We start from the raw sequence: 24,994 nt of genomic DNA, 5'->3' as shown, positions 1-24,994 counted from the left end.
CGCCTTGCAGATCACCGGCGCGCGGCCAGTCTCGGATCTCGGCAATGCCTTCGGCGCCCTCGGCAACGGCGCATTGTTCCGCATTTCCCATATCGGCGCGGACGGCTTTCCAGACACGACGTTTCCCGGCATTCCGTATCCGGTCGTGATCATGGTCGTGTTCTTCGTTGCGGGTGCCATCTTGCTGTCGAAGACGGCGCTCGGCCGGCACATCTACGCGGTCGGCTCCAACCCCGAGGCGGCTCGCCTTTCGGGTGTCGACGTGCGCGGCGTGACGATGTTCACCTATGTGCTCTCCGGCGCGTTGGCCGGGGTGACGGGCTGCGTGCTGATGTCGCGCCTCGTGACCGGACAGCCCAACGAAGGCGTCATGTACGAACTCGATGCCATCGCCAGTGCCGTGATCGGCGGCACGTCGCTCATGGGCGGCGTGGGCACGATTTCGGGCACGGCCATCGGCGCGTTCGTCATCGGCGTGCTGCGCAACGGCCTGAACATGAACGGGGTATCGAGTTTTATTCAGCAGATCATCATCGGCGTCGTGATTTTAGGCACCGTGTGGATCGACCAATTGCGAAGCAGGAAGCGGTAATCGAAGCGTAGTTCAACCATCAAAAAAGAGGAGCGAGACATGCGCAGGCTTTCGATTTTTGCAGTATCGGCGATGTTGTGTGCGGCATTCAGCACAGGTGCGTACGCCGCGGGCGGCGAGATCGCCGTCATCGTCAAGACGGTCAATTCGAATTACTGGCAAAACGTGCAGAAAGGCGCGAAGGCCGCCATGGGCGACGCGAAAGGCTACACGATGACCTTCCAAGGTCCCGCCGCCGAATCCGATATTGCCGATGAAGTGAACATGGTCGAGAACGCGGTCAACCGGCATGTCGCGGGCATTCTGCTCGCCCCGTCGGATCCCGATGCGCTCGTGCCGGCGGTCAAGAAAGCATGGGAGGCACACATCCCCGTCGTGGTGATCGACTCCGCGCTCTCCGATGCCGGCAAGCAGTACTACCAGTCGTTCTTGTCGACCGACAACGAGAAGGCCGGCGAGCTTTGCGCACAAGCGCTGATCGAGCGTGTGGGCCAGACCGGAAAGATCGCGCTCATGTCCTACGTGCCGGGCGCGGGATCGGAAATCGGGCGTGTCGGCGGCTTCAAGAAATATCTCGAGGCGCATTCGAAACTGCAGATCGTCGGTCCCTACTACTCGCAGTCGCAAATGGCCACGGCGCTCAATCAGACGACCGACGTGCTCTCCGCGAACCCCGATTTGAAGGGGATTTTCGGCGCGAACGAGCCGACCGCGATCGGGGTCGGGCGTGCGCTGAAGCAGTCCGGGAAGGCGGGCAAAGTGGTGGCGATCGGATTCGACGGCAATCAGGATCTGCAAAACTTCGTGCGTGACGGGACTATCCAGGGCATCGCCGTTCAAGGCTCTTATCAGATGGGATACAAGGGCATTCAGACGGTCGTGAACGTCATGGAGCATAAGAGCGTGCCGAAGGATATCGATACGGGCGTGGTGATGGTCGACAAGCAAAACCTCGATTCGCCTACCGCGAAGAACGTCCTGTACTAAAGATGCTCGAGTGCCCGGGTCCCGTTCGTTTATCGAGGAATGCGACTTGGGGCGCGAGGCCCGCGCCGATGCGATGTGCGCAGCCGGTGCGGGCCGAATGGCGGCACTCCTTCAACGATCGATTCATTCACGCATGCGTCACCCGATGATCAACGCTCGCGAAATTCGTCTCTTGCCGCGCAGTGGGTTGGAACTCACGGCCTTAGGGCTGGGATGTTCTCAACTCGGCGGTCTTTATCGCCCGATCTCGTGGAGCGACTCGGAAGCGCTCGTGGATGCCGCGTGGTCGGCGGGCCTACGCTATTTCGATACGGCGCCGTACTACGGTTATACGCTTTCCGAACGACGTGTCGGGCAGGCGCTTGCCGCGCGCGAAAGAGATACGTTCGTGCTCAGCACGAAAGTGGGGCGCTTGATGTCTCCCGACGCCGGCGTGCGACCCGGCGACGACGGTTGGGCTGCGCCTCTACCGTTTCGGCCGGTCTACGATTACAGCTACGCCGGCATCATGCGCTCGTACGAGGACAGCCTGCAGCGGCTAGGGATGGCACGCATCGACATCCTTTACGTGCATGACATCGGTACGATGACGCACGGCGAGCGCCACGTTCGCTATTGGGCTCAGCTCACGGAAGGCGGCGGTTTTCGCGCATTGGCGCAGTTGCGCGAGAGCGGCGCGGTGCGCGCGATCGGCCTCGGCGTCAACGAGTGGGAGATCGTCGTCGACGCGATGAACGAAATGCCGCTCGACGTCGTGCTGCTCGCGGGACGGTACACGTTGCTCGAACAAACGGCGCTCGAGCCGCTGCTCGACGCGTGCGTGCGCGCGGAAACGGCCGTCGTCGTGGGCGGTGTATTCAATTCCGGCGTACTCGCCGGCAACGGGAAGTTCAACTATGGCGATGCACCGGCCGACGTCATCGAGAAGGTACAGCGCCTAACCGACCTCTCCAACCGCTTCGACGTTCCGCTACCGGCGGCGGCGCTGCAATTTCCGTTTGCGCACCCGGCGGTCGTTTCGTGTGTCGTCGGTGCGCGCAGCGTGGCGCAATTGCAGCAAAACCTCGCATGGCTCGAGCGGCCCATTCCCGACGCGTATTGGCAAGCGTTGTGCCGCGACGGGCTTGTCGCGGCCAATGCCCCCGTACCGAAGGGGCAAACATGACGATGCCTGTTTGCTCGAACGATTTTGCAGCAGTGAAAAAACCGTTTTATCGCGTAGGCGAGCCCCTTCGCCACGCATGATTTGATCAAGAGGATATTCCTATGCTTAGCGTGATCTGCGAATCACCGGGAGTGTTGCGCGCGCAGCAAATCGACGCACCCGTACGAGCGGCCGGCGAGGTCTTGCTGCGCGTGTCGCGTGTCGGAATTTGCGGTACCGACCTGCACATCTTCACGGGCAATCAACCGTATCTGCAATATCCGCGCGTGATGGGGCATGAATTCTCCGGCGTGGTGGTGGAGGCGGAACACGCTTCGGGGTTCGAAGCGGGCGATGCGGTGTACGTCATGCCGTACCTGTCTTGCGGGCGGTGTGTGGCCTGCCGGCAGGGCAAGACCAATTGTTGCGTCGACATCAAGGTGTTGGGGGTGCATCGCGACGGTGCGCTGACCGAGTACCTCAGCATACCGGCGCAGTTCGTTCATAAGGCGGAAGGGGTCACGCTCGACCAGGCCGCGATGCTCGAATTCTTGGCGATCGGGGCGCACGCGGTGCGACGCGCCGACGTATCGGCGAAGCAACGTGTGCTGGTCGTCGGGGCCGGTCCGATCGGCATGGCTGCCATGATCTTTGCGAAGTTGCGCGGCGCTAACGTGACGTGCCTCGATACGCGCTTGGACCGGTTGGAGCTTTGCCAATCGGAATTGAAGGTGGACGCTGCGGTATCGGTGGGCCCCGGGGATACAGAGCAACTTGCCGCGCTGACCGATAACGAGTTCTTCGATGTGGTGTTCGATGCGACGGGCAATATCGATGCGATGAATCGCGGGTTCGGATTCGTGGCGCACGGCGGGAAGTACACCTTGATCTCGATCGTGCCGGGACAGGTGACGTTCTCCGATCCCGAGTTTCATAAGCGCGAGACCACCTTGCTCGCGAGCCGGAACGCAACCACAGCCGATTTCGAGACCGTGCTCGAAGCGATGCGTGCGGGCCGCATTCCCGATCGCGCGCTCAATACCCATCGAATGCGCCTAGCCGATGTGCCTGAAGCGTTTCCGCGCTTGCTGGAAACGGGGCAGACCGTGGTCAAAGCGTTGGTGGAATGCTGAACGAACGCATGGCGTATTCAGGACAGCCCGCATGAGCGAACCCATCCTTCAATTCGGTACGAGCCGGTTTCTGTTGGCGCACGTTGCGCTGTTCGTCTCGCAAGCGCTGGAGCGTGGCGATGCGATCGGCGGCATTGGCGTGGTGCAGACCACGGGCAACCCGGTGAGTCTCGCGCGCGTTGCCGCATTGTCGCGGCGCGAGGGGTATCCGGTGCGTATCCGCGGGGCGGAGCAGGGCGCGGCCGTCGATAGCCTTGTCACCTGTCATGCGATTCGCGACGCGTGGATCGCCGATAAGGACTGGGCGACGATACGCCGTGCGGCGGTCGAAGATGTTCGCGTGATCGTGTCGAACACCGGCGACACGGGTTATCGCCTCGACGAGCGAGATTCGCCCGCGATGCTATCGGATGACGGCGCGGTGCCGCACAGTTATCCCGCGAAGCTGCTCGCCTTGCTGCATGCTCGCTGGCGCGAACGCGCCGACGAAGGCGTCTCCATCTTTCCTTGCGAATTGGTGGAGAACAACGGCGATACGCTGCGTGAAATCGTGCTCGGTATAGCGAAGCAATGGTCGGCGTCCGATCCGTTCATCGACTATCTTCGGGAGCGGTGCGTTTGGGCTAATTCGCTTGTGGATCGGATCGTATCCGAACCGATCGATCCCGTGGGCGCGGTGGCGGAGCCCTACGCGCTCTGGGCGATCGAACGGCGTGCCGGAATGACCTTGCCATGCACGCACGAGAGCATCGTGCTGACCGAGGACCTGCAAAGCTACGAACGGTTGAAACTGTTCTTTCTCAACTTGGGTCACAGTTGGCTGGCGGAGCAGTGGCTGACGGAACAGCGGTCGCCGTCGCAAACGGTGCGCGAGGCGATGCACGACACGCACCTGCGCGCCGGCCTCGAAGCCGTCTGGCAAGAGGAAGTCTTACCGGTGTTCGAGGCGATGGATATGCGCGAGCGAGCCGAAAACTACCTGGCCAGCGTGCGCGATCGATTCGGCAATCCGTATCTCGATCATCGAATCGCGGACATCGCGCAAAACCATATCCCGAAGATCAAGAGGCGGGTGATGCCGCTGATCGAACTGGCGAACGCGTTGTCGATGCAAAACGCGCAGCCGCGCTTGCGCGGTCTGCTCGCCAAGCGCGGGCTCATTTGACGAACGAACGCTGAGAAGAACGACACACCATGCGCTATTGCCTCGCATTGGATTTGAAAGACGACCCCGCACTGATCGCTCGCTATGAGGAATTTCATCGGGAAGTTTGGCCGGATGTTATTCGACATATACGCGAGCATGGCGTCTCGAACATGGAGATCTATCGTCTGGGAACCCGGCTTTTCATGATCATGGAAACGGACGATGCCGTGTACGACGCCGATCGAATGGCACAGGCGGCATCGACCAATCCGGTGGTTCAGCAGTGGGAAACGTTGATGTGGGAATTTCAGGCGCCTACGCCATGGACACCCAAGGGAGAAAAGTGGGTGCCGATGGAGCGAATCTTCGATTTGCGGCAGCAGCGATAGGGCTTGCGCGTTCCACGATGGTCGGCCGGGCCGCCTCAATCCCTCAAGAGCTTCAACCCGGCCGGCAACGACTCGCCGAACGCGCGCCCCGTATCGGCCTCGTCGAGCGCGACGACCTCGCCGACCACCCGCATCCAAGCAGGGGCCGCGTTCATCGCCTCGAGCCGGCGTATCACGGCGGCACGTGCCGCTTCCGACAAGTCGCGCGACCGGTCGCCTGTGAGCCGCGACAACTGTACAGCCGCGAACGCCGCGGGCTCGACTTTCTTCCAGTCGATCGACAGCACTTCTTCGAGCCAGCGCTGCGCGACCTCGGGCGGCACAACGCTATGTGCGCTGCCATACAGCGGCCGACGCGCGCCGATCCGCCCGATCGCCCACCATGTCTGCGGATTCTCGGAAGGCTTGCGCAAACGCGCCAGCCAGTGCTCCCCGAGTTGGATCTTGCGCTCGACTTCGATGCGTTCCAGCGAAGCCTGCACGCGGATCATCCCGGCCTGGCCGACCTTGGCCGGATCGAACGGCAGTTTTCGCTTCTCGATGTTGGCTGCTTGGAGGAAGTCCATCGCATCGAACAGTTGCGACTGCGCTTCTTCGTCCAGGCCGCCCGCCGCCCGCTGCCACAACGTCCACCATTCGGACCACACGCGGCTTTCATGGATGTACTGGATACCGTCGTCGAAGATCGCCCATATTTGACCCACACGCCAATCGTCGAGCGGATAGCCGAATCCGGGCCGCAGGCAAAAACCGGCGAGGTTGAGCCACACGCGCTCATGATCGGCCGAACGTCGCCGTCGCTTCGCCCGTTCCCAGAGGGTGTCGAACAGCGCGCGCAACAGCCCCACATCCCAATGTTCGCTCGGCCCCAGCATCTGCTCGAGCGTGGCGCGCAGCCGCTTGACTTCGCCCGGTGCCACACCGGCGATACGCGCGCCGAACGCACGCTCGATCGATCCGACGGCTTGATCGAGCGACGGATGCCGCTCGGTCGTCGGCCCTGCATCGGCGCCATCGGCCGCGGCCGCCGCTTCATCGCGTCGCAATTCGAATTGCAAGCGCCAGCGTTGGGCTGGATCGTCGATCGAGATGCAATTCATCTCCAACGTGCCGACTTCCGTGATCGAGGCCGTGAGCCGTACCCGGCGTTCATCGGGATCGGACGCATGCTGTCGCCGCACGACGGTGGCGAGTGGCGGCAGACGAACGAAATCGCCTTGGGACAGATCCGTAAGTTCGCCCGCGCCAAACGATGTCTGAGCGACCGTCGAGACGAGGGGGAAGCGCACGGGCTGGCCAAGCCGCAGCGCGAACACGCGCTCGTCCAGTCGAACCTCGTGCGCTTCTTGCGTTCCGCGCGGCAGCAAGCAAACGCCTTGGCCGTCGTCGAGCACGAGGAAATAGCTGCGTGCGGAGCCGCCGCCGATGCGCGGTGCGGCACCCGCGCGCGCGAGACTGTAGGCGACTGCGCCGCGCGCCACCGCAACGTCCGGATGATCGTTGTTCAGCACGTGCAGCGGTGCGCCGCGCCATTCGGCGAGTGTCTGCGCCAGCCGCGCGGTCAAAGCCGGCGCCCGAAAGACGCCGCCGTTCAATAGCAGCGTATCGGGTATCGGCGGCGGACTATCGCGATCCGCTTCGTCGTTTAACGCCTGCCGCGACTGTGCGGCATGACGCCTCAGAAATCCCGCAATGTGGCGCGTGACGCCCGGGTCGCTCGCATAGGGCAGGCCGAACTCGACGATCGCCGAGCGCGAGCGGCGCGGCGTTTCGCCGGCTGCCACCGCCGGAAAGAATCCCTCCACGACAACTTGCTCGACCTCCTCGCGAGTGAGTTGAGTCGTGCGGGCGCCGCCGACGACGCGCGAGCCGGCGCCCAACAGCGTGATCGATACCGACGCGGGCGCGTCTTGCGCCAGCAACTGTTCTTTCGCGACCCGGCAGCGTTCGACCAGTTGAGACAAGCTCGATGCGGACAGCCGCGCGTTGGCGGGTTGGCCCTGCACGAGGCGCGTCTCGACCAGGCGCGCTAGCGCGAGGTCCATGTTGTCGCCGCCGAGCATCAGATGGTTGCCCACGCCGACGCGCGTGAGTTGCGGTGTACCGTCGGCGTCTTTGTCCACCTGGATCAGCGTCAGGTCGGTCGTGTCGCCGCCGACATCGCAGATCAGGACGAGCCGGGTATCGGGGAGCGCTTCGGCGAGGCGGGTGCGGTGCCGATACAGCCAATCGTAGAACGCAGCTTGCGGTTCTTCGAGCAGACGCAAATCGGGAAGCTGCGCGAGCCGCGCCGCTTCGAGCGTCAAGGCCCGTGCGCCCTCGTCGAACGAAGCGGGCACGGTGAGCACGACCTCCTGCGCTTCGAGCGGCGCATCGGGAAAACGCGCGTTCCAAGCGGCGCGCACGTGGGCGAGGTAGCTTGCGCTTGCTTCGACGGGGGAGACTTTCTTGACGTCGTCGGGCGCACCCCACGGCAAGATCGCCGCAAGGCGGTCCACCGCGGAATAAGAGAGCCAGCTTTTCGCGCTCGCCACGAGCCGCCCCGGCACTTGCGCGCCGAGCGAACGCGCAAGCTGTCCGACGATCGGGGCCGGTGTCCCGTCCGGCTCGGCGCGGTGCCACGGCAATTGCACATCGCCGGGGTTCAGTTCGCCCGCGGCGGCGTGATAACGCACGGACGGCAATAACGGCCGCGCGCTGACCTCGCCGAGCCCGACGAGTTGCTCGATCTCGAACACCCGGATCCCGTCAGAGCCCCTTTCGTTGAAAGCGACGACCGTATTGCTCGTACCGAGGTCGATGCCGACAAAGTAGCGCTTCATCGGTTGCCCCGCCGCGCGTTCATGTTTGCGCGGCACCACCGCGAACGTCGAACTCGACCTTCCAGCGTTCGGCCAAGCCGCGCGGCACCGCCTCGAGTTGCAGCATGCCTGTCTCGGTCACGTACGCATGCAGCTTGACCGGTACGACATCGCCCGCACTGCGCCCTTCCGTCGGCAGTGTCGCTTGAATCGCCTCGAGTTCTTGCAGCTCTTCCGGCGGCCAGTAATCGAGCAGGGTGCCCACCTGATCTTGCCGGCGCACGGATGAACCGAAGAATCGAAACTGGACGGGCTCGCCGACGACGAGCCCGAACTCTTGCTCCGGCAGCGGCGCATCGGTGCCTTCTTCCATGCCGAACGGCGCCACGCAAAGCGCGGAGATGGGCGGTTCGAGGCCCGGCACGGCGGGCATGGCCGATTCGATCGCCACATAGTACGAACGCGCCGTGCCGCCGCGAATCCGCACGCCGCGGCCGCGTTTGACGAAGCCGTAGTAGGCGGCGCCGCGCGCCACTGCGAGGTCGAGATCCGCGCCTTCCAGCAGACGTGCCGGCTCGCCGCCATCGGCCGCGAGCCAGCCGTTGACAGCGGACATGACGCGCTCGACGAGCAGCGGCGATTTGAACACGCCGCCGTTGAAGAGGACGGCGGTCGGATGCAAGAAGGTCGCGTTCGCATTGAGTTCGAATTGCCCGGCCAACTGCGGTTCGCCGCCGAGTTCCGCGAGCGCGCCCACCTGGCGGGCGAGGAATGCGGCGAGATGGCGCGTCATCCCGGCGTCTTGCGCATAGGGCAGGCCGAGTTGCGTGAGGCCCGCGCGTGTGCGGCTCACGGGCCGCGCGGTCGAATCGACTTGCGGGAAGAATCCATCGAGGATTGTCTGCGTGAGTTCGGCGCGCGTGAGTTCGGTGCGAATGGAGCCGCCGATCAGCTTCGAGCCGCGGCTCGGCACGACGAGCGGGACGGCGTCTGCCGCCGCATCGGATAGCAGCGTTTCCTTGGCGGCACGGCATGCATAGGTGAGCGCGCGCAGTTGCCACGGGTCGATTTGCGTGCCTTGCCCGGCGAGCTTGCGCGCAACGACGTGCGCAAGCGCGAGGTCCATGTTGTCGCCGCCGAGCAGAATGTGATCGCCGACGGCGATGCGATGCAGCTCGAGATTGCCGTCGCGCTCGATGACGGCGATCAGCGACAAATCGGTCGTGCCGCCGCCGATATCGACGACGAGGATGATGTCGCCGACCTTGACCCGCTTGCGCCATGCGCCGCTGCTCGACTGGATCCAGCTATAGAGGGCGGCTTGCGGCTCCTCGAGCAGCGTCATGCGGCCATAGCCCGCGGCGTTCGCGGCTTCGGCGGTCAATTCGCGTGCGGCCGGGTCGAACGATGCGGGAATCGTAACGGTGATGTCTTGTTCGTCGAACGGGGCATCGGGGTGCGCGTGGTTCCACGCGTCGCGCAGATGGCTCAGATAGCGCACCGACGCTTCGAGCGGCGAGACGCGTGCGACTTCGGGCGGCGCATCGGCCGGAAGAATGGCCGCGCGGCGATCGACACCGGGATGGCAGAGCCAGCTCTTGGCGCTCGAGACGAGGCGAATCGGCGTGCCGGCCCCACGGCTGCGCGCCATTTCGCCGACAGCGAAGTCGCGCTCGCTCGCCCAGGGCAACGCCAGATCGGCGGGGGCCAATTCGTCCGCGTGCGGCAGGTAGAGGAACGAGGGCAGCAGGTCGCGTTCCTCGATGGCGCCGGGGGCCGTGAGTTGCGCGACGCGCATGACGCCTTGGGTGAGGGCTTCTCCTTCGCTGCTGGCGAGTTCGACGTAGGACAGCGCGCAGTGCGTGGTGCCTAGATCGAGACCGATCGAATAGCGCGGCGCGTTCACAGTTCGACCTCCGCGGGAGCGAGCACGCGGGCGTTGTGGCTCTGCGTGAGTTTCGGCAGGCGGACGTCGGTGACGCGCCATCCGCGATGGGTCACGCTGCCGCTGAACGGGGGCTGGCCCACGACGTTGCCGGTGAGGCGGATCGCGGATGAATCGAACCCTTCTGCGATCGTCACGCGGCTGCCTTCGGCTTCATCGCGCACGGGTTGGATCGTGAAATGCTCGCGCAGCGTCGCGCGGCAGCCGTCGTGCACGAGCCGCGCGGCGGCGCCGATGTCGGCATCGGAATAGCTCGCGATGTCTTCTTCGACGAAATCGATGAAGCGGGCATCGCGTTGGAGCAGGCCGAGCAATTGGAACGCCGCCTCGGGGGACGTTTCCTTCAGCGTCGGGGCGGGGGCCGCGGTTGGCGCCGGCGCTGCGGTCGGCGCGGCCGTGGGGGCCTGGGCGGCGGGGACCGGGCCGCTGCGCAGGCGCTCGACGCCCGCGGCGAAATCGCGATCCCCGAGCACGCTGAAGAACGCGCCGACGGCGAGCGACAGCCTGCGCGTCCACGAAAGATTCGGGTCGGTCATGAGAGAGGGCTCCTTGTTCTGGGTACGGCTGCGGCGGCAAGAGGCTCGGCCGCAGGAGGGACGGAGAGGTGGGGTGGGCGCACCCGGCGCGCACCCTGGAACATCCGTCAAAACCCGTATTGTGCCTTGTTGTGGGGAGGGAAGCCGGGGGCGAGGGATTGCGCGTCTGCGATTGGCGCTTCGGCCTGGACGGGGACGCCAATCGACTACGCTCGGAAATCGGTGCGATCGCGGACTGCGTCGGATTGGGTGTCAGGCGTGTGCCACATCGCCGGATGGGGGGCGGCTTTCCGAGGTTGTGTTGCCCCCTCGCTTCGTGGCTGGGCGCGCTTTCTTAGCCGCAACGGCTCTTGTCGCCGGTTTGGTTTTTCCAGCGGCCGTCGGCACTGTTTCGGATTTCGCCAGTGTGAGGTGCAAGCCCATTGCTGCGATCACCTTCATGATCGTCGCGAATTCGGCGTTTCCCCTCTTCGACAGTGCGCGGTACAACGCCTCACGCGCTATGCCCGACTCGCGAGCGAGTGCCGTCATGCCGCGTGCTTTTGCTACATCGCCGAGCGCAGCTTGGATCTCGACAGGATCACCGCCTTCGAATGCTTGCGCCAGATAGAGCCGGTAATCATTTTCATCCTTTAGGTATTTCGACGCGTCGAATTCCGTCAACTCACTGACTTTCATTTCAAAACTCCAATGCTTTCGCGATGGTCTTGGCGCGTTTGATATCTGCAGCCTGTGTGGACTTGTCGCCTCCGCATAAAACGATGATCAGCATGTGGCCTCGCTGCGTGAAATAGACACGGTAGCCTTTGCCGACGTCGATTTTCATCTCTGAGATACCGTCGCCTACGGCACGCCAGTGCCCAAGGTTGCCTAACCGTGCCCGGCCAAGCCGACCGGCAATTGCCGTGGCGGCTTGGCGATCTCGCAAGCGGGATAGCCAAGCGTCGAATTCGGGCGTGAGGACCAGCTTTGTTACGGTTGGATTGTAATTCATGGGTTACGATCTGGCAAACGCCTGCACCGGCCCGTCAGGATTGCGTGGATCGTTGGATGCGCTGCGACTCTGCCGACGATAGGGGTGCGGAAGAAAAATCAAATGGTTCGCCGTATCGTGACCTAATATCGCGATCGCCCCCCCTCGACGCGAAAAATCAGGACCAACGGAAGTCACCGGTTCGAATCGCCGGCGTGGCGCGCAATGAGATCAGCCGCCAGACGCCTATCGGCGTAGGCACGATTCGCGCTACCGCTTTCCGAAACAGGGCGCGATACCGCCCGAAGGGAGGCACGTGGGCAAGGCGACGAAACAGTCCAGGCACTACCCGACACCCGATCAACGGCAGAGCGTGCTAGCCGCCAAGCGCAACGCCAAAATGGCGCGCTCGGCTCACGCTTATGTACGCGGCAGCGCCGGCCGGTTTTACGCATGGCTCGCCGATCTGCCCGGCGGCTCGCTGCCCGACGGGCCACCGATCTGGATCTGCGGCGACTGCCACCATGGAAACCTCGGCCCGATAGCCGGAGGCAACGGGGAGGTGGCGGTCCAGATTCGAGACCTGGACCAAACCACGATCGGCAATCCCGTGCACGACTTGCTACGCCTCGGCCTCTCGCTCGCAACGGCAGCTCGCAGCTCGAATCTCCCCGGCGTCATCACCGCCCGCATGATGCAAGCGCTGATCGAGGGATACGGGCAAGCGTTCGACGGCAGCCACGACGGCGGGATGGTTCATGCGCAACGGCCGCACGTCGTGCGCATCGCCATGAAAGCGGCGCTTCACCGCTCATGGCGCGCGCTGAACCGCCAGGCCACTGGGGATGCCACACCGAGCATTCCCTTGGGGAAGCGCTTCTGGCCCCTATCGGCGAAGGAGAAAGCGTCGATTCGCGCATTGTTCGAATCCGATTCGGCATCCGATATTTACACGGCCCTGTGCCAAGAAGCGCCCGGCGAAGGCGCCATGACCCTGCTCGACGCCGCCTACTGGGTGAAAGGATGCAGTTCCCTCGGACGCCGCCGTTATGCGGTCTTGCTCGATATCGACGGTGCGTGCTCGAACGGGAAGCCGCCAATTCTTCTCGATATCAAGGAGGCGGCGGGCGCCGCGGCGCCTCAACAACGCGGCGCCCGTATCCCGCGAAACGCCGCCCAACGGGTGGTGGAAGGCGCACGGCACGTTTCGCCCATGCTTGGAAACCGAATGTGCGCGTCGCGCGTGGATCGCCACGCGGTCGTCATTCGCGAATTGATGCCGCAGGATTTGAAGCTGGAGACGGAACGGTTGACCGAAGCGGACGCCGTCAAGGCCGCGCGCTTTCTCGCGCTCGTGGTGGGGCAGGCGCATGCGCAGCAAATGGACATCGAAACGCGTCGCGCCTGGTTCAGGGAAATGCGTCGCCGAAACGCCAAATCCAGCGACGCACCGCCCTGGCTTTGGCGCAGCATCGTGGATCTCGTCGCTGCGCACGAAGCCGATTACCTCGAACATTGCCGTCGGTATGCACTTAGCGGAGGCTCGCAAACACAGCGTGCTTCACGTCGACCTCGTCAGTAGACGCGACAAAATCCCGCCATCGCACGGTCGAGTGCCAGTACCGGCAGGTCGGCCGGATCGAACTGATGCTCGAATGCGTAATGGCCGACGGCGCGTGCCACGTCCTTTGCGCATTCCTTGCTATCGAACACGGCATCCGCGGCAGCGAGTTCGGCGATCATCTCCGTTTGCAGGCGGTCGAGTTCGGGGCGAATGGTGCCCTTCAGATCGACCGGCGTGTGCGGCGGCGCGTAGCCGGCACGCCTCCACCTGGCGAGCAGTTCGTACTGGACGAGCTTGTTTGCCTCGATCTGCGCTTTGAAAAACCGCGTGACGTCGTCTGCCGCCAAATTCGAACGCTGCCCTTCCGTGACGGCATTCGCTATCACGACGCTTTCACGTGCCGGATCTTCGACGCTCGTGCCGCTGTCCCACTTCGACAGCGCGACCTGATCGCCGATCGCCAGCCGGCGCGCCGAGCTTTCGACGAGCGGCCGCAGCAGATGCTTGGCGTCGCCCGCGTGCGCGGCCTGCGCGCCGAATGCTGCAAACGCGACGAACGCGGCCAGGGCCGCGCGTAGGGGGAGCTTTAAACGGTGAGGTGCCATATCGATCGACAATACCCTTGATTGATTTGAGATTTCCTTCTTGAGACGGGTGAGTGTATATAAGATTTCGTTAAAAGAAAATCGTTGAATAAGTTTCTCGATCGGTGTAAGGATTTTCTGATAAACGATTTCTGAAAATCTTAATAAAATCGAATGACGAAACCTAGTACCCTGCATCGAGATAGCTGGTCGCATCGATATGCTCCGCGCTCGTCCCCTTCCGATCCCGGCTCGCAGCCCGTGCCGCCAGCAGAAGGATGATCAGGCCCGGCAGCGTCAAGATCAGGCTAGACACCGCCGCGACGGGAAATACGATGCCGGCGCCGTCGAGCCGGAAGTAAAGCAACACCGGTAGCGTTTGAATATTCGGCGCGCCGATTACAAACGTCTTATCGAATTCTTCCAAGCTGCTCGCGAATACGATTAGGCTGCCCGCAAACAGCGCGCGCCGCGCCATGGGCAGCGCAACGTGCCAAACGGCCTGGTACGGATTGGCGCCGAGCGAACGTGCCGCTGCCATGCTTTGCGCCGAAACCCCCAAGAAGCTCGCGCAGAGGATGCGAATCATGAGCGGCAGGGTACCGACGAGTTGGGCCAGCACCACGCCGGCCCACGTGTAGCTCAGGTGAGCGAGTAAAAGCAGTTTGCCCAGTGTCGTGGCAATCACGATGCCGGGAACGATCAGCGGTGCGAGAACGGCTAGTTCGAAGAGGCGTCGCGTGCGAGGCGGCATTCTCGACATCGCCCATGCCGGCGGAATCGCCAGCAGCGCGGACGGAATGGTGACGAGCACGGCAATCGCGAGGCTCGACAACAATGCCTGGCCGAGCAGCGGATCGCTTAGCGACGCACGCCAATGCGCACCCGTATACGCTTGCGGAAAAACGTCGGGAGGAAACCAACCGTCCGAGAAGGACCAAAGCACCAGCACGAGCAAAGGGATACCCAGCACGGCAGCCAACTGGACATAGAGTGCGACGGACAACAGCAGGCCACGAGGCGCAGAGCGCACGCCGCGTGGGCTCGTTCGCATGTTTTCCACCGTGCTGTTGCCGCCGTTGCCGTCGTTACGCGCTCGCTCGCCCACCGTCTCCCCCTTCGATTGCGCGCATGACCCTGTGATACAGCCAGGCAACAAACAGCGATACCGACGCGAACAAAATGCCGATCGTATAAACGCGCGGCCAATCGCCATATTCGAATGCGTCGTACAACAGCACGAGAATCGGTTTGGGATAGGCGGGACCGAGCAGGCTCGGGATGGCAAATGCGCCGAGCGCACGGACGAATCCGAGTATGGCGGCGGCCGCAAGGCCGGGCATCGCGGCCGGCACCTGGATCAACCAAAAGGCGCGCCAAGGGCTCGCGCCTAGCGAGCGAGCCGCCTGTACGACCTCCGGCTTCAAACCGCCGAACGCGGCCGCAACGATCGCGCCCATGAGCGGCGCTTCCTTCCATGCGAGCCCGATGACCGTTCCGATACCGTCCGGATCTCGTACGATGCGCGGCAACACGATGCCTAACGGCGCGAGCGAGCGCGCCAGAAAGCCGCCTTGCTCGAGCAGCGTCAGCATCATCAACGCAACGGCGATGCCGGGAATCGTGATCGGTGCGCGGCTGAGCGCACCGAACCATCGCTTTCCCGGGAAGGCTCGGCGCATGAGCGCCGCCCAAATCATCCCGTAGACGAATGCGGCGATCGTGGAGGCCAACGCATATTCGAGCGAAAAGAGCAGGCCGCGCCGCACCGAGGCATCGTGCAAGAGCGAACCGTACGCGGCGAGCGTGAAACCCCGTCGCCGGTCGTCGACGCTTTGGTACAACGCCGCGGCGAGCGGCACGTAAAACAGCAGCATCAAAAGTGCGACCGCCGGGACGACCGACACGAATATGACCCACCGCCGCGTGCGATTCATGATGACGCTCGTGCTTCGAGACCGGCAACCGCGTCGTCTTCGAGAAGATGAAGCGGCTGCTCGAATCGGACGTCGACGCGTGTGCCCGGTACGAGGGGCACGCTGTTGCCGTCCGCTATCGCACTGAGCCTCAACCCTTGCAGATCGACCTGGTACCGGGCGAGGGCGCCGACGAACTGCCGCTCGAGCACGATGGCGATGCCGCCCGTGTTCGGACTCAATCGGATGGATTCTTCGCGGATCACCGCGACGCCATGCCGCCTGCCGTCGTCGACCGTTCGGGACAGCGCCGCGCTTAGATTGCCCGGTAAGGTTGCCGTATCGCGGGCGAGCGCGACCTCGATCAAATTGCCCGCCCCGAAAAGCTCGGCCGTCACGCTACGTCTCGGCTCGCGATAGAGCGATTCGGGGGTGCCGGTTTCGACGATGCGCCCGCCTTGCATGACGATGATTCGGTCGGCCATGACCATCGCTTCGGTGGCGTCGTGCGTGACGAAAAGCGCCGCCTGGTGCATCTTGCGATGCAAGCGGACGATGTCGTCGCGCAAGCTTTGGCGCAGCTTGGGGTCCAGGTTCGAGAGCGGCTCGTCGTAAAGGGTAATGGCGGCGCGCATGACGAGCGCTCGCGCCAGCGCCACGCGCTGTTGTTGGCCGCCCGACAACTGAGCGGGCATCCGATCGACGTACTCGCCCAAGCGGCACAGTTCGATCATCTCGTCGACGCGTCGCCGCTGCTCGTCGGCGGGCACCTTCTTCATTCTCAGCCCGAACGTGAGATTGCGGCGGACGCTCATATGGCCGAACAACGCGTGGGACTGAAACACCATCGCCATATCGCGCGACTCGGGCGGCCGATCGTCCACGCGCCGTCCGGCAAGATGGATTGTGCCGCCGTCGTGTGCGGCGATGCCCATGAGCAGGCTCAGGAGCGTCGATTTCCCGCATCCCGAGGCGCCGAGCACGCACACGAATTCGCCGGCGGCGACCCGCAACGAAGTGGGGTGCAGCGCCCACGCCTCACCGTAGCGCTTAGCGAGGCCGTCCACCTCCAACAGAGCCCCGGCCGGCGTCGTCATCGCTGCATCATCACGTGGCGATCGAACCCGCGATCGAGCGCAACGATCATAGCGGCCGGCGGCCAAATCAAATTGGGATTGCGGGACGATTGCGGCACCATGAAGGGGGCCGCCGGGCCCGTGTCGTGCGTGCTGCCGTTAATGTCGACGCGTCCGGTGCGCGATGCCATTTCGTCGAGCTTCCATTGTTGAATCGGGCGGGATAGCGCGAAGTCTATCAGCAGCAGCGCCGCGGCGGGATGCCGCGTGCCGGCCACGGCGAACAGCACGTCGGCGGAACCCGGCATGCCGGGCCGCGGGACCGTCAACGCAACGGTCGGCTCCAACAGCTTTTGCTTGAGAAACGTATAGGCGCCGTCTTCCCAGACGGTACCGATCGTCACGGCCTTGTTGGCCAGCAGGTTTTGCGTGTCGGCATTGCCGTTCGTCAGTACCGATACTTTCACGAGCGCCCGGAGATAGTGCCACGCCGGGTCCATACACCCGCTCGCCTCGACCCAGCGGTTCGCGTCGGCATCGCGCTTCCACGCATCGGCAAACGTGTTACGGCATTCGGCGCTCATGAAGCGATACGTGACCGCCAGCAGCAGGCCCTGCCCGGAGCCGCCGCTTCGGGGTGCGGTCAGCGCGAATTGATTGGGATGGGCCTGCGCCCAGCGCAGCAGTGCATCGAAATCGCGCGGGACGGACGTTTGCGCCAGGCGCGCGCTGTCGTAGGCTAGCGCGGTTTGATTGAAGTGAAACGGAATGAAGCGGCCGTCTCGTGCCGTGCGTGCAAGCAGATCGGACGGGTAGGCCGACGCCTCGGGCAATATCGCGGCCAGATCGTAATCGGCGGCCAGCGCGTTCAGCCGATACTGGCGCATGTGACTGCCCGGTGCGAAATACACGTCCGCGGGCGGCGCCCGGCCGAGCGAGCGCAGCGCAATGAGCTGCTGATCGGCCAGATCCGGCTTAACGTTGAAAAAATGGACTTTGATGCCGTACTTCGCTTCGAAACGCGGAATCAGCACTTCCTTCCAAAACGGCGGAAACGCGGGCGCAAAACTGTACAGATCGACCGAGCCTTCGCGCTTGGCAAGCGGAACGACGATGCGATAAAAATCGTTGCGATCGATGGTCCGCAAATCCACGCCGGGCTCGCGAGCCGCCAGCGGGTGGTCGCGCGCGGGCGCGCGAGAGAGAAACGCCCCGATCAACCCGAAGGCCGTGATCGCCGCGACTGCCGCCCCGATGCCGATCACTGCCGGGCGCTTCACAAAACCGGGCTCCGTCTTGCCTTGCCCCGCGTGCTCGGTACCGGCGCCGGTGCCGGTGCATGTGCCGGCTCGGCAGGCGTGCTATCGCGCATGACGAGCGGTGCTTCGAAAACTTTTTGACACTCGGCGAGTTCCGCTTTCCCTTCGATTTGGGCGAGCAGGAACTTCACGGCGGCGTCGGCCATTTCGAGGATCGGCGAATGCACGCTAGTCAACGACGGAATGCTGAATTCGTCGTATTGCATATTGTCGAATCCCGCGACCGCCACCTCGTCGGGCACGCGAACCTTCAACTCGTGCAAGCCCTTGAGTGCGCCGAGCGCCATCCGGTCGCTCGCGAAAATCAAGGCGTCGGGCCGGTCGCGCGGGTCCGCGCACAGTTCGTGCGCGATGCGGTGTCCGCTTGCGAGCGACCAATCGCCGGCGCGCTGCCATCGCTTCTCGACGCGCAAGCGCAGACCCTTCATGGCGCGCGCGTAACCGCGTTGCCGTTCGTCGACGTCGTCGTGAACGTGGCCGTCGCGCTGGCCCGGGATAAAGGCGATGTTACGGCAACCGCCCGCGTGCAAATGATCGACGATCCGCACCGTGGCTTCTTCGTTGGCTTGCGCGACAAACGCGTACTTGGGATGCGTCGTGCCGAACAAGACGAACGGGAAGCCTTGGCGTTCCAGCTCGGGCAAGATCGGATGCGAGCCCTTTCCGACCACCGCCACCATGCCGTCGATGCGGCCGGCCGCAAAAAGATGGTGGATCTCGTTCAGCGCGTCGGCGTCCGCGTCGGGTAGATTCCGTTGCAAAAGCGCGTAACCCGCTTGATCGGCGACACGCGTGAGCATCTGCACGACATTGTTCAGGTAGGTGTCCTGAATCTGAAACGTGCGATTGTCATAGGAGGCACGCGGCCCGAAGAAAATACACGCGAGCGTCCGCGTGGGCTGTTTTCTTAGCGAACGTGCCGCCATGCTCGGCACGAATCCGAGCGCATCGATGGCGAGCTGCACGCGCGTGCGCGTCTCGTCGGCAACACGCTCGGGGTGATTGAGGACGAGCGAAACCGTTTGAAAGCTGACGCCCGCCCGCTTGGCGACGTCGCGAATCGTGACGCGGCTCGTTGGCTTATGCATGGCGTGCCGCTGCCCCGGAAAGCGGATGGAATGCGCCATGCGACGGGCGCGCGGGCGGGAAGGCCGACCTCATGCGTGGTTAGTCGGTGCAGCCGAGAGCGGGACGCGCTGCGGCGCCTGTCCTACCAAGAATTGCATGTCGAAAGCATTCATATCGGTGAAGGTGCAAAACTCCGGTGCACCGAGTTCGAGCACCGGGACGGTCTTTTGTAGAAACTTAAGGCAATCGGACTGGACCGACAGATAGTCTTGCGTTTGCGCCTCGTCCATCCAGTTCACCAAGTATGCCAGCGTTACATGAAAACCATATTGTTCGTGACCTGGCGCTCGGATCTCCAGCAGATCGGCGATTCTATCGCGCAGGCCGCGGATCTTCCGATTTTCCGAGGCGTCGGCCGGCTCCAGCCGCACGGTGGCGCCGGAGTCGCGATGGGCGCTGAAATCGACGATGCGCATCCGAAACGGTAGCGCGCAATCGAGCTGGAAATTCGCCAGCTTGCGCTCGAAATGCGCGGTGCATGCGGCAAGCGGCGTATCGAGCGGCAAGTCGGCCGGCCAGAATCCGGGCTTGCGCACGTCGTCGTCGGCGCCCTGAATCACCGTCATGTGATAGCTCGAGGGCGGGGTGAAGGCCAGGCAATGGCTGAACGACCGGCGGTTGATCGTGTTGCGCACCGCGATCAACGCGTTCGATGCCGTCGTGCCGAGCGCAATGTGCGAGAGCATCGTATTGCCGCGAAAAGGCAGCGCGTCGCCCGCGGCGGTGAACTTGCGATCGACTTCCGACGGATAGGGGGCGGTGGAATCGCCGGGACGCATCGTCGGCAGCGATTTGGCGGCGGCAACGGCGGTGCCGCAGGCAAGGATCGAGGCGTTCAGCAAGAGTAAGCGTCGCATCGGATTCATGGAGGGAGTAGGTCCTAATTCAAAACGAAATTGAGTTCGACTTCGCCGACGATCCCGCTGTCGCTCGCGGAGAACTTCCACTGGCGTAGGGCTTTCTCGGCCGCGCGATCGAAGACGCCCGGCGGGTCCGCCTTGACGATGCGTACGTTGCTGACGGTGCCGTCCGGCTCGATCGTCAAATCGGCGACGACCGAGCCTTCGACGTTGTTCGCGAGCGCGCGCGGCGGGTAATCGGGTTCGACGCGCTGCAGCGGCACGACGCCGTGACGCACGCCGGGTTTGATGCGGCTGGGCGGCGTGGCCGGCGCGGGCGGCTGAGCGGGCTGAACCGGTTGCGCCGGTTGCGCCGGTTGCGGCGTCTGCGCCGCGGGGGCGGGCGCAGGCGCCGGGGTCTCGTGCTGCGTCGGGTGCGGCGCCGGTGCCGGCGCGGGCTTCGGCGGCGTTGCGTGGTGCGGCGGCTCATGCGGCTTGGGCGGCGTCGGCGCCGGCGGCGGGGGAGGCGGCGCATCGGCGATTTGCACGATGTGGGCCACCTTGAGCCTCACCGGAGCGGGCGGCACCGGAGCGGGCGGGCGCGGGCGCAGCATGAGCCAACCGAGTCCCGCCTCGAGCACGAGCGCGAGCACCAGCGCCAGCGCGAACGTGCGATCCGGCGCGTGGCCGGGCATGGATCCGGCGGAGAGGGTCGTGTTCATCGCGGGCCTCAGTGCTTAGCGGCGATGCTCACGTCGTCGACGCCTGCCGCGCGTGCGATGTCCATGACATTGAGCAGCACTTGAAGCGGCACGTCCTTATCGCCGGCCACGAGCACGTCGAGCTTGGCGCTGCGGCGGCGCTCGGACATCGCTTGCGTCAGCGCCGCGGCATCGACGACATGATTGTCGAAGAACATCGCGCCGTCCTTGCGCACCGAGATCGTCATCGATTGCGTCGGCAATTGCGTAGCCGTGGTGGATTGCGGCACGGCGATCGTAATGCCGTTCGTTTCGACCATCTTGAGCATCGTCACCATGAAGAAGATCAACAAGAACATCATGATGTCGATCATCGGAATGATTTCGATCCGCGGTTCGCGCGCTTCGAAGTAGCGGGTACGGCTCATGATTTACGCTCCGGTGCTCGTGCCGTTCGACACGCGCTTGATCGTCGCGCGTACTTGAGCGAGCGCGTCATGGCCGTTGTCGTGGGCGGTCTTGGGATCGGCCAGGCAAATGCGCTTGACGCACGTGAGTTTGAGCAGATCGAGCTGCAGCGTGCATTGACGCACACGCTTCGTGAAGAAGCTGTTCGCCGCGACGCCGACGATCGCGACCGCGAGGCCGCAGCCGGTCGCGATCAGCGCGTGGCCTACGCCGCCCGTGACGGCCTGCACGTTCGGGCCGGCGGCGCTGAGCACATTGAACGATTCGGTGATGCCGATGATGGTCCCGAGCAGGCCGATCAGCGGTCCGAGCGTCACGGCCGCGTCGAGCAGCCACAGGTACTTGTCCAGCGTGGGCAGGGTGCGCACGATGGCTTCGTCGACGTAGCGATCCATATCGTCCGCATCGAGATCGGGTGCCTCGGCGATGGCCCGAAGCGTTTCGCCGAAGATCGTCGTGCGAAAGCGCGCGGCGAGCTGGCGCAGCAGGCCTTCTTGTCGCAAATCGACGGTAGGCAGCGTGCGCTCGAGCAGGCGGGCGTTCGGTGCCGTGCGCATGAAAAACACGGTGCGTTCGATGGCGACGGCCAGCACGACCAGCAACATGACCGCGAGGATCGGAATAATGCCGAGCGACTGCTCGCTCAGCTCGGCGAAGCGGGAGATCGAGTTCATGAAAGTTCCTTGAAGGATTGAAAGCGGGACAATAAGAGGGTTACAGCTTCGGGGTGTAAGTCAGGCCGAGCCAGAAGGTCCGTCCGAGCGTGAACGAATCCTTGAGCAAGCTCTTGTTCGGCCCGGTAACGCTGACCACCGGCGAGTTCGTCAAATTGGCGACCTCGAAGAAGGTGCGCCATCCCGGCGCCGGGTCGTAGTGCGCCTGCAAGTCGATTTCCTTGCGCGCTTGCCAGTAGACGTCTTGGGACGACAAGTTGGCGTCCACCAGGCGCAGGCTTTGTCCCGTCCAGTTGTACGCGGCGCTGACACCGAACTTGCCGTGGTTGTAGAAGATCGTCAGGTTGCGGATCTGATCGGGTTGATTGACGAGCCCGTTGATCGTGCGCGCGGCACCGCTTGCCGTGACCGCATTGAGGCGGCCGCGAAGCAACGTCAGGTTGGCGCTGAAGCCCAGCCCGCTCAGATACGGGTGAATCCAACCGAGTGTGCCTTGCGTGAAGTTCAATTCGATGCCGTTCAGGCTCGAGCTCGACGAGTTCAGCGGCTGCGTGACGGCGGCGTCTTGCAACTGACCTTGGAAGAACACCTGGCCTTGCGAGGACAGTGTGTAGATTTCGTCCTTGATCTGCTTGTGGAACGCGGCAAACGAGGCGAGGCCCGAGTTCGGCAGGTACCACTCGGCCGAGAAGTCGAAGTTGTTCGACTGCCGCGGCTTGATGTTCGGATTGCCCTCGGTCACCGTCACCGATCCGTCGGAGTTCTGCGAGATCGTCGTATTCGGCGCGTAGTCGTCGTAGGTCGGGCGGCCGATGGTCTGGCTGGCGGCCAGCTTCAGGCGCACCGCATCGGTGGCGTTGAAAATCAGCGAAGCGGCGGGCAGCGTGAAGCCGTAGTGCGAACCGTTCGTGACCGAGCCCCAACTCGTCTGGCCGCCTGCAACCGTGCTCACGTTGCCGGTCGTGGACAGGTTCGTATTGTCCTGGCGCACGCCGAACATGGCCGTGAGCCTGTCGGTGCGGTAAGCGCCCATCAGGTAACCGGCGAAATTGTCTTCGTTGTGCGAATAGTTGCTCTGCAGGCTGCTCGCCAGATTGCCGCTGAAGGGCGCGACGTTCTTGCTATTGGCCATTTGCGTCCACGCGGCCGAGGGGTTGATCAGCATGAACGGCAAGCCGTTGCTGCCCGGGAGCGTGGTGCCCGACAACTGGCCGACGCCGGCGAGCGTGATCGAGCCCGAGGTCGGTACGAATTCGTTCAGGCCGACGTTGAAGCTATGGCCGAGGTGGCGGTAATCGATCCCCACCGCATAGCCGAGGCCGCGCGAATCCGCATCCATGTTCTGGCGGAAATCGAGCTGGAGATTGCCGACGCGGTCTTCGATGGTTTGCGTGCCGTGCTGCCAATAAATCGCATTCCAGTTGTTGAAGTTCGTGTAGACCGCGGGGTTGACCGCGAACGACGGCGTGAAGCCGGAGGTGTCGTAGTTGATCCCGAGGCCCGGCACACCCGTCAGCGAGGCCGACCCGCCCTTCGCGTTGTACTTGACGTTAGCGAGGTCGTACTTGATCAATTGCTGCGGCGCCGATTGCGAGGCATCGGAGAACGAAGAGCGGAACGAGAGCGTGCGCGCGCCGCCGAGCTTCCAATCGAGCCCGCCTTGCACCGATGCCAACGTGCGATCGACGGCGTTTTGCTCGAAACCGGCTTCCGCGGCGCCCAACGCGAACCGGCCGGAGGTGGGGGTTTGGTTGAGGACGGGGTTGCTGACCGAGACGTCCCGCGCGTCGTCGACGATGTTCTCGATACGCGTTTGATGGACGTTCTCTTCGTTGTAGCCGAACTCGACGAAACCGTACAGGTCAGGATTGAACTTCGCTTCGAGCTTGGCGTTGACGCCTTGACGCTCGATGTTCTTGTTCATCATCCAGTACTTGAACTGCTGCGGAACGGGAATGCCGTTGCCGATATTGAGGCCGCCCGTCGTCGGCTTGTTGGCGATGGTGCCGTCCGGGTTGTAGTAGTTGTAGAAGATCGTGTCGCTCGTCATGGTGCCGAGCGTCGTGAAATTCTCTTTCTCGTAGTTCGTGGCGACAACCAAGCCCAACGCATGCGTGGGGCCGAACGTCGTGCTGAACACGGCATCCGTTTTGCGTCCGAGCCCTTGCGCGCTCGACAGCAGCTTACCGGTGCCGTCCATGTGGCCGAGCGCGCCGGTGATGCTGAAGTAAGGCTTGTTGCCGTTGTCGAACGCGCTGCGCGTGATGAAGTCGACCGACCCGCCCACCGCGTTGGGATCCTGATCGGGCTGCCAGGTTTTAAAGACGCGGATTTGCTTGATCAGCGAGGACGGCAACATGTTCGTGCGCACGCCGCGGCTCGTTTGATCGGTGGAGGCCATCGGGGCGCCGTCGAACGTATACGAGTTGTAGCTCGAATCGAGGCCGCGGATCGCGATGAATTGCGCTTCGTCGCGGCCGTTGACGTTATCGGAATTGAAGCTGACCGAAACGCCGGCGACACGCTTGACGGCATCGGTTGCCGTTGCGTCGGGCACGGCCTGGATTTGCTCCTTGGTCACGACGTCCATGACGCGGTCTTGCACTTGCTTGGTGGCCACCGCGGCAGCCGTCTGCATGCGCTTGCGCGTGACGCTGACCCCGGCGAGGCGGGTCACCGGCAGCGCGGCGGCGGGTTGCTTCGCGGCGGGCGCCGGCTCGCCGCCGACCGCGGCCGAAGCCGCCTCGGGCGATGCCGCGCCGTTGCCGGCCGCGCGGGCGAGGGAGGGCAGGGCAGCCGTCACTGCCAGCGTCATGATCGATAAGCGCGCACACGTGCGGCTGGTTGGCCAGGAGAACATATCTACCTTGTGTTGACTCGGTGGCGTGCCGCTCCAAGCGGTGCCGGGTTGTCGTGGATTATGTATTAGAACGTTCTAAGACCGGGATTTAGAACGTTCTAAGTTCGACGGCATTGTCGCGTCGTCGTGTGACGAAACGATTACGAACGCTTTCGTGCGGAGGCTCTCTCGCGAATCCTTAGTGTCGATTCAGGATTTCTTTACGCGGTCGGCGCTTC

Annotated in this window: 22 protein-coding genes and 1 pseudogene; 7 read left to right on the top strand and 16 right to left on the bottom strand. The window is 63.7% G+C overall.

What is annotated here, in order from left to right; translation table 11 throughout:
• The 6 genes from ACTHN9_RS15710 to ACTHN9_RS15685 all read left to right on the top strand — a co-directional run.
• The coding region (locus ACTHN9_RS15710) for an ABC transporter permease (protein ID WP_440537696.1) at positions 1–592 on the top strand (592 nt) is incomplete at its 5' end.
• 39 nt (positions 593–631) lie between these two features.
• On the top strand, positions 632–1,579 hold the full coding sequence (locus ACTHN9_RS15705; protein WP_440537695.1) for an ABC transporter substrate-binding protein: 948 nt from the start codon (positions 632–634) through the stop codon (positions 1,577–1,579).
• A 148-nt stretch (positions 1,580–1,727) separates the two neighbouring features.
• Positions 1,728–2,744, top strand: coding sequence for an aldo/keto reductase (locus tag ACTHN9_RS15700; protein WP_440537701.1), 1,017 nt, complete (start codon positions 1,728–1,730; stop codon positions 2,742–2,744).
• A 101-nt stretch (positions 2,745–2,845) separates the two neighbouring features.
• Positions 2,846–3,856, top strand: a complete 1,011-nt coding sequence (locus tag ACTHN9_RS15695; protein ID WP_440537694.1) for a zinc-binding alcohol dehydrogenase family protein — start codon at positions 2,846–2,848, stop codon at positions 3,854–3,856.
• Positions 3,857–3,887: 31 nt separating this feature from the next.
• On the top strand, positions 3,888–5,021 hold the full coding sequence (locus tag ACTHN9_RS15690; RefSeq protein WP_440537693.1) for a mannitol dehydrogenase family protein: 1,134 nt from the start codon (positions 3,888–3,890) through the stop codon (positions 5,019–5,021).
• 29 nt (positions 5,022–5,050) lie between these two features.
• Positions 5,051–5,392, top strand: a complete 342-nt coding sequence (locus tag ACTHN9_RS15685) for an L-rhamnose mutarotase (protein ID WP_440537692.1) — start codon at positions 5,051–5,053, stop codon at positions 5,390–5,392.
• Between the two features lie 35 nt (positions 5,393–5,427).
• Here ACTHN9_RS15685 and ACTHN9_RS15680 read toward each other — a convergent pair whose 3' ends face one another.
• The 5 genes and pseudogenes from ACTHN9_RS15680 to ACTHN9_RS15660 form a co-directional block, all read right to left on the bottom strand.
• Positions 5,428–8,214, bottom strand: coding sequence for an Hsp70 family protein (locus tag ACTHN9_RS15680; protein WP_440537691.1), 2,787 nt, complete (start codon positions 8,212–8,214; stop codon positions 5,428–5,430).
• 19 nt (positions 8,215–8,233) lie between these two features.
• Positions 8,234–10,099, bottom strand: coding sequence for an Hsp70 family protein (locus ACTHN9_RS15675; protein WP_440537690.1), 1,866 nt, complete (start codon positions 10,097–10,099; stop codon positions 8,234–8,236).
• On the bottom strand, positions 10,096–10,674 hold the full coding sequence (locus tag ACTHN9_RS15670) for a DUF2760 domain-containing protein (RefSeq protein ID WP_440537689.1): 579 nt from the start codon (positions 10,672–10,674) through the stop codon (positions 10,096–10,098). The genes ACTHN9_RS15675 and ACTHN9_RS15670 overlap by 4 nt, the downstream gene beginning before the upstream one ends.
• Positions 10,675–11,016: 342 nt before the next feature.
• Positions 11,017–11,352 (bottom strand): annotated as a pseudogene (locus ACTHN9_RS15665) (addiction module antidote protein); the annotation flags it as partial.
• Position 11,353: 1 nt separating this feature from the next.
• The gene (locus ACTHN9_RS15660; RefSeq protein WP_440537688.1) at positions 11,354–11,668 is read right to left on the bottom strand and encodes a type II toxin-antitoxin system RelE/ParE family toxin; all 315 of its coding nucleotides are present in this window, start codon (positions 11,666–11,668) and stop codon (positions 11,354–11,356) included.
• A gap of 295 nt (positions 11,669–11,963) precedes the next feature.
• Here ACTHN9_RS15660 and ACTHN9_RS15655 point away from each other — a divergent pair, with 295 nt between their 5' ends.
• Positions 11,964–13,229: a DUF2252 family protein gene (locus ACTHN9_RS15655; protein WP_440537687.1), complete on the top strand. Its 1,266-nt coding sequence runs from the start codon at positions 11,964–11,966 to the stop codon at positions 13,227–13,229.
• On the opposite strand, the gene ACTHN9_RS15650 is transcribed toward ACTHN9_RS15655, so the two are convergent.
• Genes ACTHN9_RS15650 through ACTHN9_RS15600 form a run of 11 tightly spaced genes read right to left on the bottom strand, consistent with a single transcriptional unit; the run spans position 13,223 to position 24,776 of the window.
• Positions 13,223–14,011: a chorismate mutase gene (locus tag ACTHN9_RS15650; RefSeq protein WP_440537686.1), complete on the bottom strand. Its 789-nt coding sequence runs from the start codon at positions 14,009–14,011 to the stop codon at positions 13,223–13,225. The two genes, ACTHN9_RS15655 and ACTHN9_RS15650, sit on opposite strands and share 7 nt — an antisense overlap.
• Positions 13,980–14,849, bottom strand: coding sequence for an ABC transporter permease (locus ACTHN9_RS15645; RefSeq protein WP_440537685.1), 870 nt, complete (start codon positions 14,847–14,849; stop codon positions 13,980–13,982). The genes ACTHN9_RS15650 and ACTHN9_RS15645 overlap by 32 nt, the downstream gene beginning before the upstream one ends.
• Before the next feature lie 34 nt (positions 14,850–14,883).
• Positions 14,884–15,732, bottom strand: coding sequence for an ABC transporter permease (locus ACTHN9_RS15640; RefSeq protein WP_440537684.1), 849 nt, complete (start codon positions 15,730–15,732; stop codon positions 14,884–14,886).
• A complete protein-coding gene (locus tag ACTHN9_RS15635; protein WP_440537683.1) occupies positions 15,729–16,808 on the bottom strand; it encodes an ABC transporter ATP-binding protein in 1,080 nt (359 codons plus the stop codon). The genes ACTHN9_RS15640 and ACTHN9_RS15635 overlap by 4 nt, the downstream gene beginning before the upstream one ends.
• Positions 16,805–18,067, bottom strand: coding sequence for an ABC transporter substrate-binding protein (locus ACTHN9_RS15630; RefSeq protein ID WP_440537682.1), 1,263 nt, complete (start codon positions 18,065–18,067; stop codon positions 16,805–16,807). Before ACTHN9_RS15630 ends, ACTHN9_RS15635 begins: the two co-directional genes overlap by 4 nt.
• Positions 18,064–19,233, bottom strand: coding sequence for a LacI family DNA-binding transcriptional regulator (locus ACTHN9_RS15625; protein WP_440537681.1), 1,170 nt, complete (start codon positions 19,231–19,233; stop codon positions 18,064–18,066). The genes ACTHN9_RS15630 and ACTHN9_RS15625 overlap by 4 nt, the downstream gene beginning before the upstream one ends.
• A 30-nt stretch (positions 19,234–19,263) precedes the next feature.
• Positions 19,264–20,100 carry a DUF1868 domain-containing protein gene (locus ACTHN9_RS15620; protein WP_440537680.1) on the bottom strand — a complete coding sequence of 279 codons (837 nt, stop codon included), beginning with the start codon at positions 20,098–20,100 and terminating at the stop codon, positions 19,264–19,266.
• Between the two features lie 14 nt (positions 20,101–20,114).
• The gene (locus ACTHN9_RS15615; RefSeq protein ID WP_440537679.1) at positions 20,115–20,795 is read right to left on the bottom strand and encodes an energy transducer TonB; all 681 of its coding nucleotides are present in this window, start codon (positions 20,793–20,795) and stop codon (positions 20,115–20,117) included.
• Positions 20,796–20,803: 8 nt separating this feature from the next.
• Complete coding sequence (locus ACTHN9_RS15610) at positions 20,804–21,202, bottom strand: ExbD/TolR family protein (protein WP_440537678.1); 399 nt, start codon at positions 21,200–21,202, stop codon at positions 20,804–20,806.
• A 3-nt stretch (positions 21,203–21,205) separates the two neighbouring features.
• Complete coding sequence (locus ACTHN9_RS15605; protein WP_440537677.1) at positions 21,206–21,916, bottom strand: MotA/TolQ/ExbB proton channel family protein; 711 nt, start codon at positions 21,914–21,916, stop codon at positions 21,206–21,208.
• Positions 21,917–21,956: 40 nt separating this feature from the next.
• Positions 21,957–24,776 (bottom strand): TonB-dependent receptor, encoded by a 2,820-nt coding sequence (locus ACTHN9_RS15600; protein ID WP_440537676.1) that lies wholly within the window; start codon positions 24,774–24,776, stop codon positions 21,957–21,959.
• Positions 24,777–24,994: the final 218 nt, after the last annotated feature.

Source organism: Trinickia sp. (assembly GCF_051953405.1).
Classification (GTDB): Bacteria; Pseudomonadota; Gammaproteobacteria; order Burkholderiales; family Burkholderiaceae; genus Trinickia.
This window is presented reverse-complemented; position numbering and strand designations above follow the sequence as displayed.

Excerpts from the sequence above, each read along its gene's own strand:
- ACTHN9_RS15705 (WP_440537695.1), top strand. The coding sequence starts at position 632 with ATGCGCAGGCTTTCGATTTTTGCAGTATCGGCGATGTTGTGTGCGGCA.
- ACTHN9_RS15695 (WP_440537694.1), top strand. The coding sequence starts at position 2,846 with ATGCTTAGCGTGATCTGCGAATCACCGGGAGTGTTGCGCGCGCAGCAA.
- ACTHN9_RS15690 (WP_440537693.1), top strand. The coding sequence starts at position 3,888 with ATGAGCGAACCCATCCTTCAATTCGGTACGAGCCGGTTTCTGTTGGCG.
- ACTHN9_RS15685 (WP_440537692.1), top strand. The coding sequence starts at position 5,051 with ATGCGCTATTGCCTCGCATTGGATTTGAAAGACGACCCCGCACTGATC.
- ACTHN9_RS15680 (WP_440537691.1), bottom strand. The coding sequence starts at position 8,214 with ATGAAGCGCTACTTTGTCGGCATCGACCTCGGTACGAGCAATACGGTC.
- ACTHN9_RS15670 (WP_440537689.1), bottom strand. The coding sequence starts at position 10,674 with ATGACCGACCCGAATCTTTCGTGGACGCGCAGGCTGTCGCTCGCCGTC.
- ACTHN9_RS15660 (WP_440537688.1), bottom strand. The coding sequence starts at position 11,668 with ATGAATTACAATCCAACCGTAACAAAGCTGGTCCTCACGCCCGAATTC.
- ACTHN9_RS15650 (WP_440537686.1), bottom strand. The coding sequence starts at position 14,011 with ATGCGACCAGCTATCTCGATGCAGGGTACTAGGTTTCGTCATTCGATT.
- ACTHN9_RS15645 (WP_440537685.1), bottom strand. The coding sequence starts at position 14,849 with ATGCGAACGAGCCCACGCGGCGTGCGCTCTGCGCCTCGTGGCCTGCTG.
- ACTHN9_RS15640 (WP_440537684.1), bottom strand. The coding sequence starts at position 15,732 with ATGAATCGCACGCGGCGGTGGGTCATATTCGTGTCGGTCGTCCCGGCG.
- ACTHN9_RS15635 (WP_440537683.1), bottom strand. The coding sequence starts at position 16,808 with ATGACGACGCCGGCCGGGGCTCTGTTGGAGGTGGACGGCCTCGCTAAG.
- ACTHN9_RS15625 (WP_440537681.1), bottom strand. The coding sequence starts at position 19,233 with ATGGCGCATTCCATCCGCTTTCCGGGGCAGCGGCACGCCATGCATAAG.
- ACTHN9_RS15620 (WP_440537680.1), bottom strand. The coding sequence starts at position 20,100 with ATGAATCCGATGCGACGCTTACTCTTGCTGAACGCCTCGATCCTTGCC.
- ACTHN9_RS15615 (WP_440537679.1), bottom strand. The coding sequence starts at position 20,795 with ATGAACACGACCCTCTCCGCCGGATCCATGCCCGGCCACGCGCCGGAT.
- ACTHN9_RS15610 (WP_440537678.1), bottom strand. The coding sequence starts at position 21,202 with ATGAGCCGTACCCGCTACTTCGAAGCGCGCGAACCGCGGATCGAAATC.
- ACTHN9_RS15605 (WP_440537677.1), bottom strand. The coding sequence starts at position 21,916 with ATGAACTCGATCTCCCGCTTCGCCGAGCTGAGCGAGCAGTCGCTCGGC.
- ACTHN9_RS15600 (WP_440537676.1), bottom strand. The coding sequence starts at position 24,776 with ATGTTCTCCTGGCCAACCAGCCGCACGTGTGCGCGCTTATCGATCATG.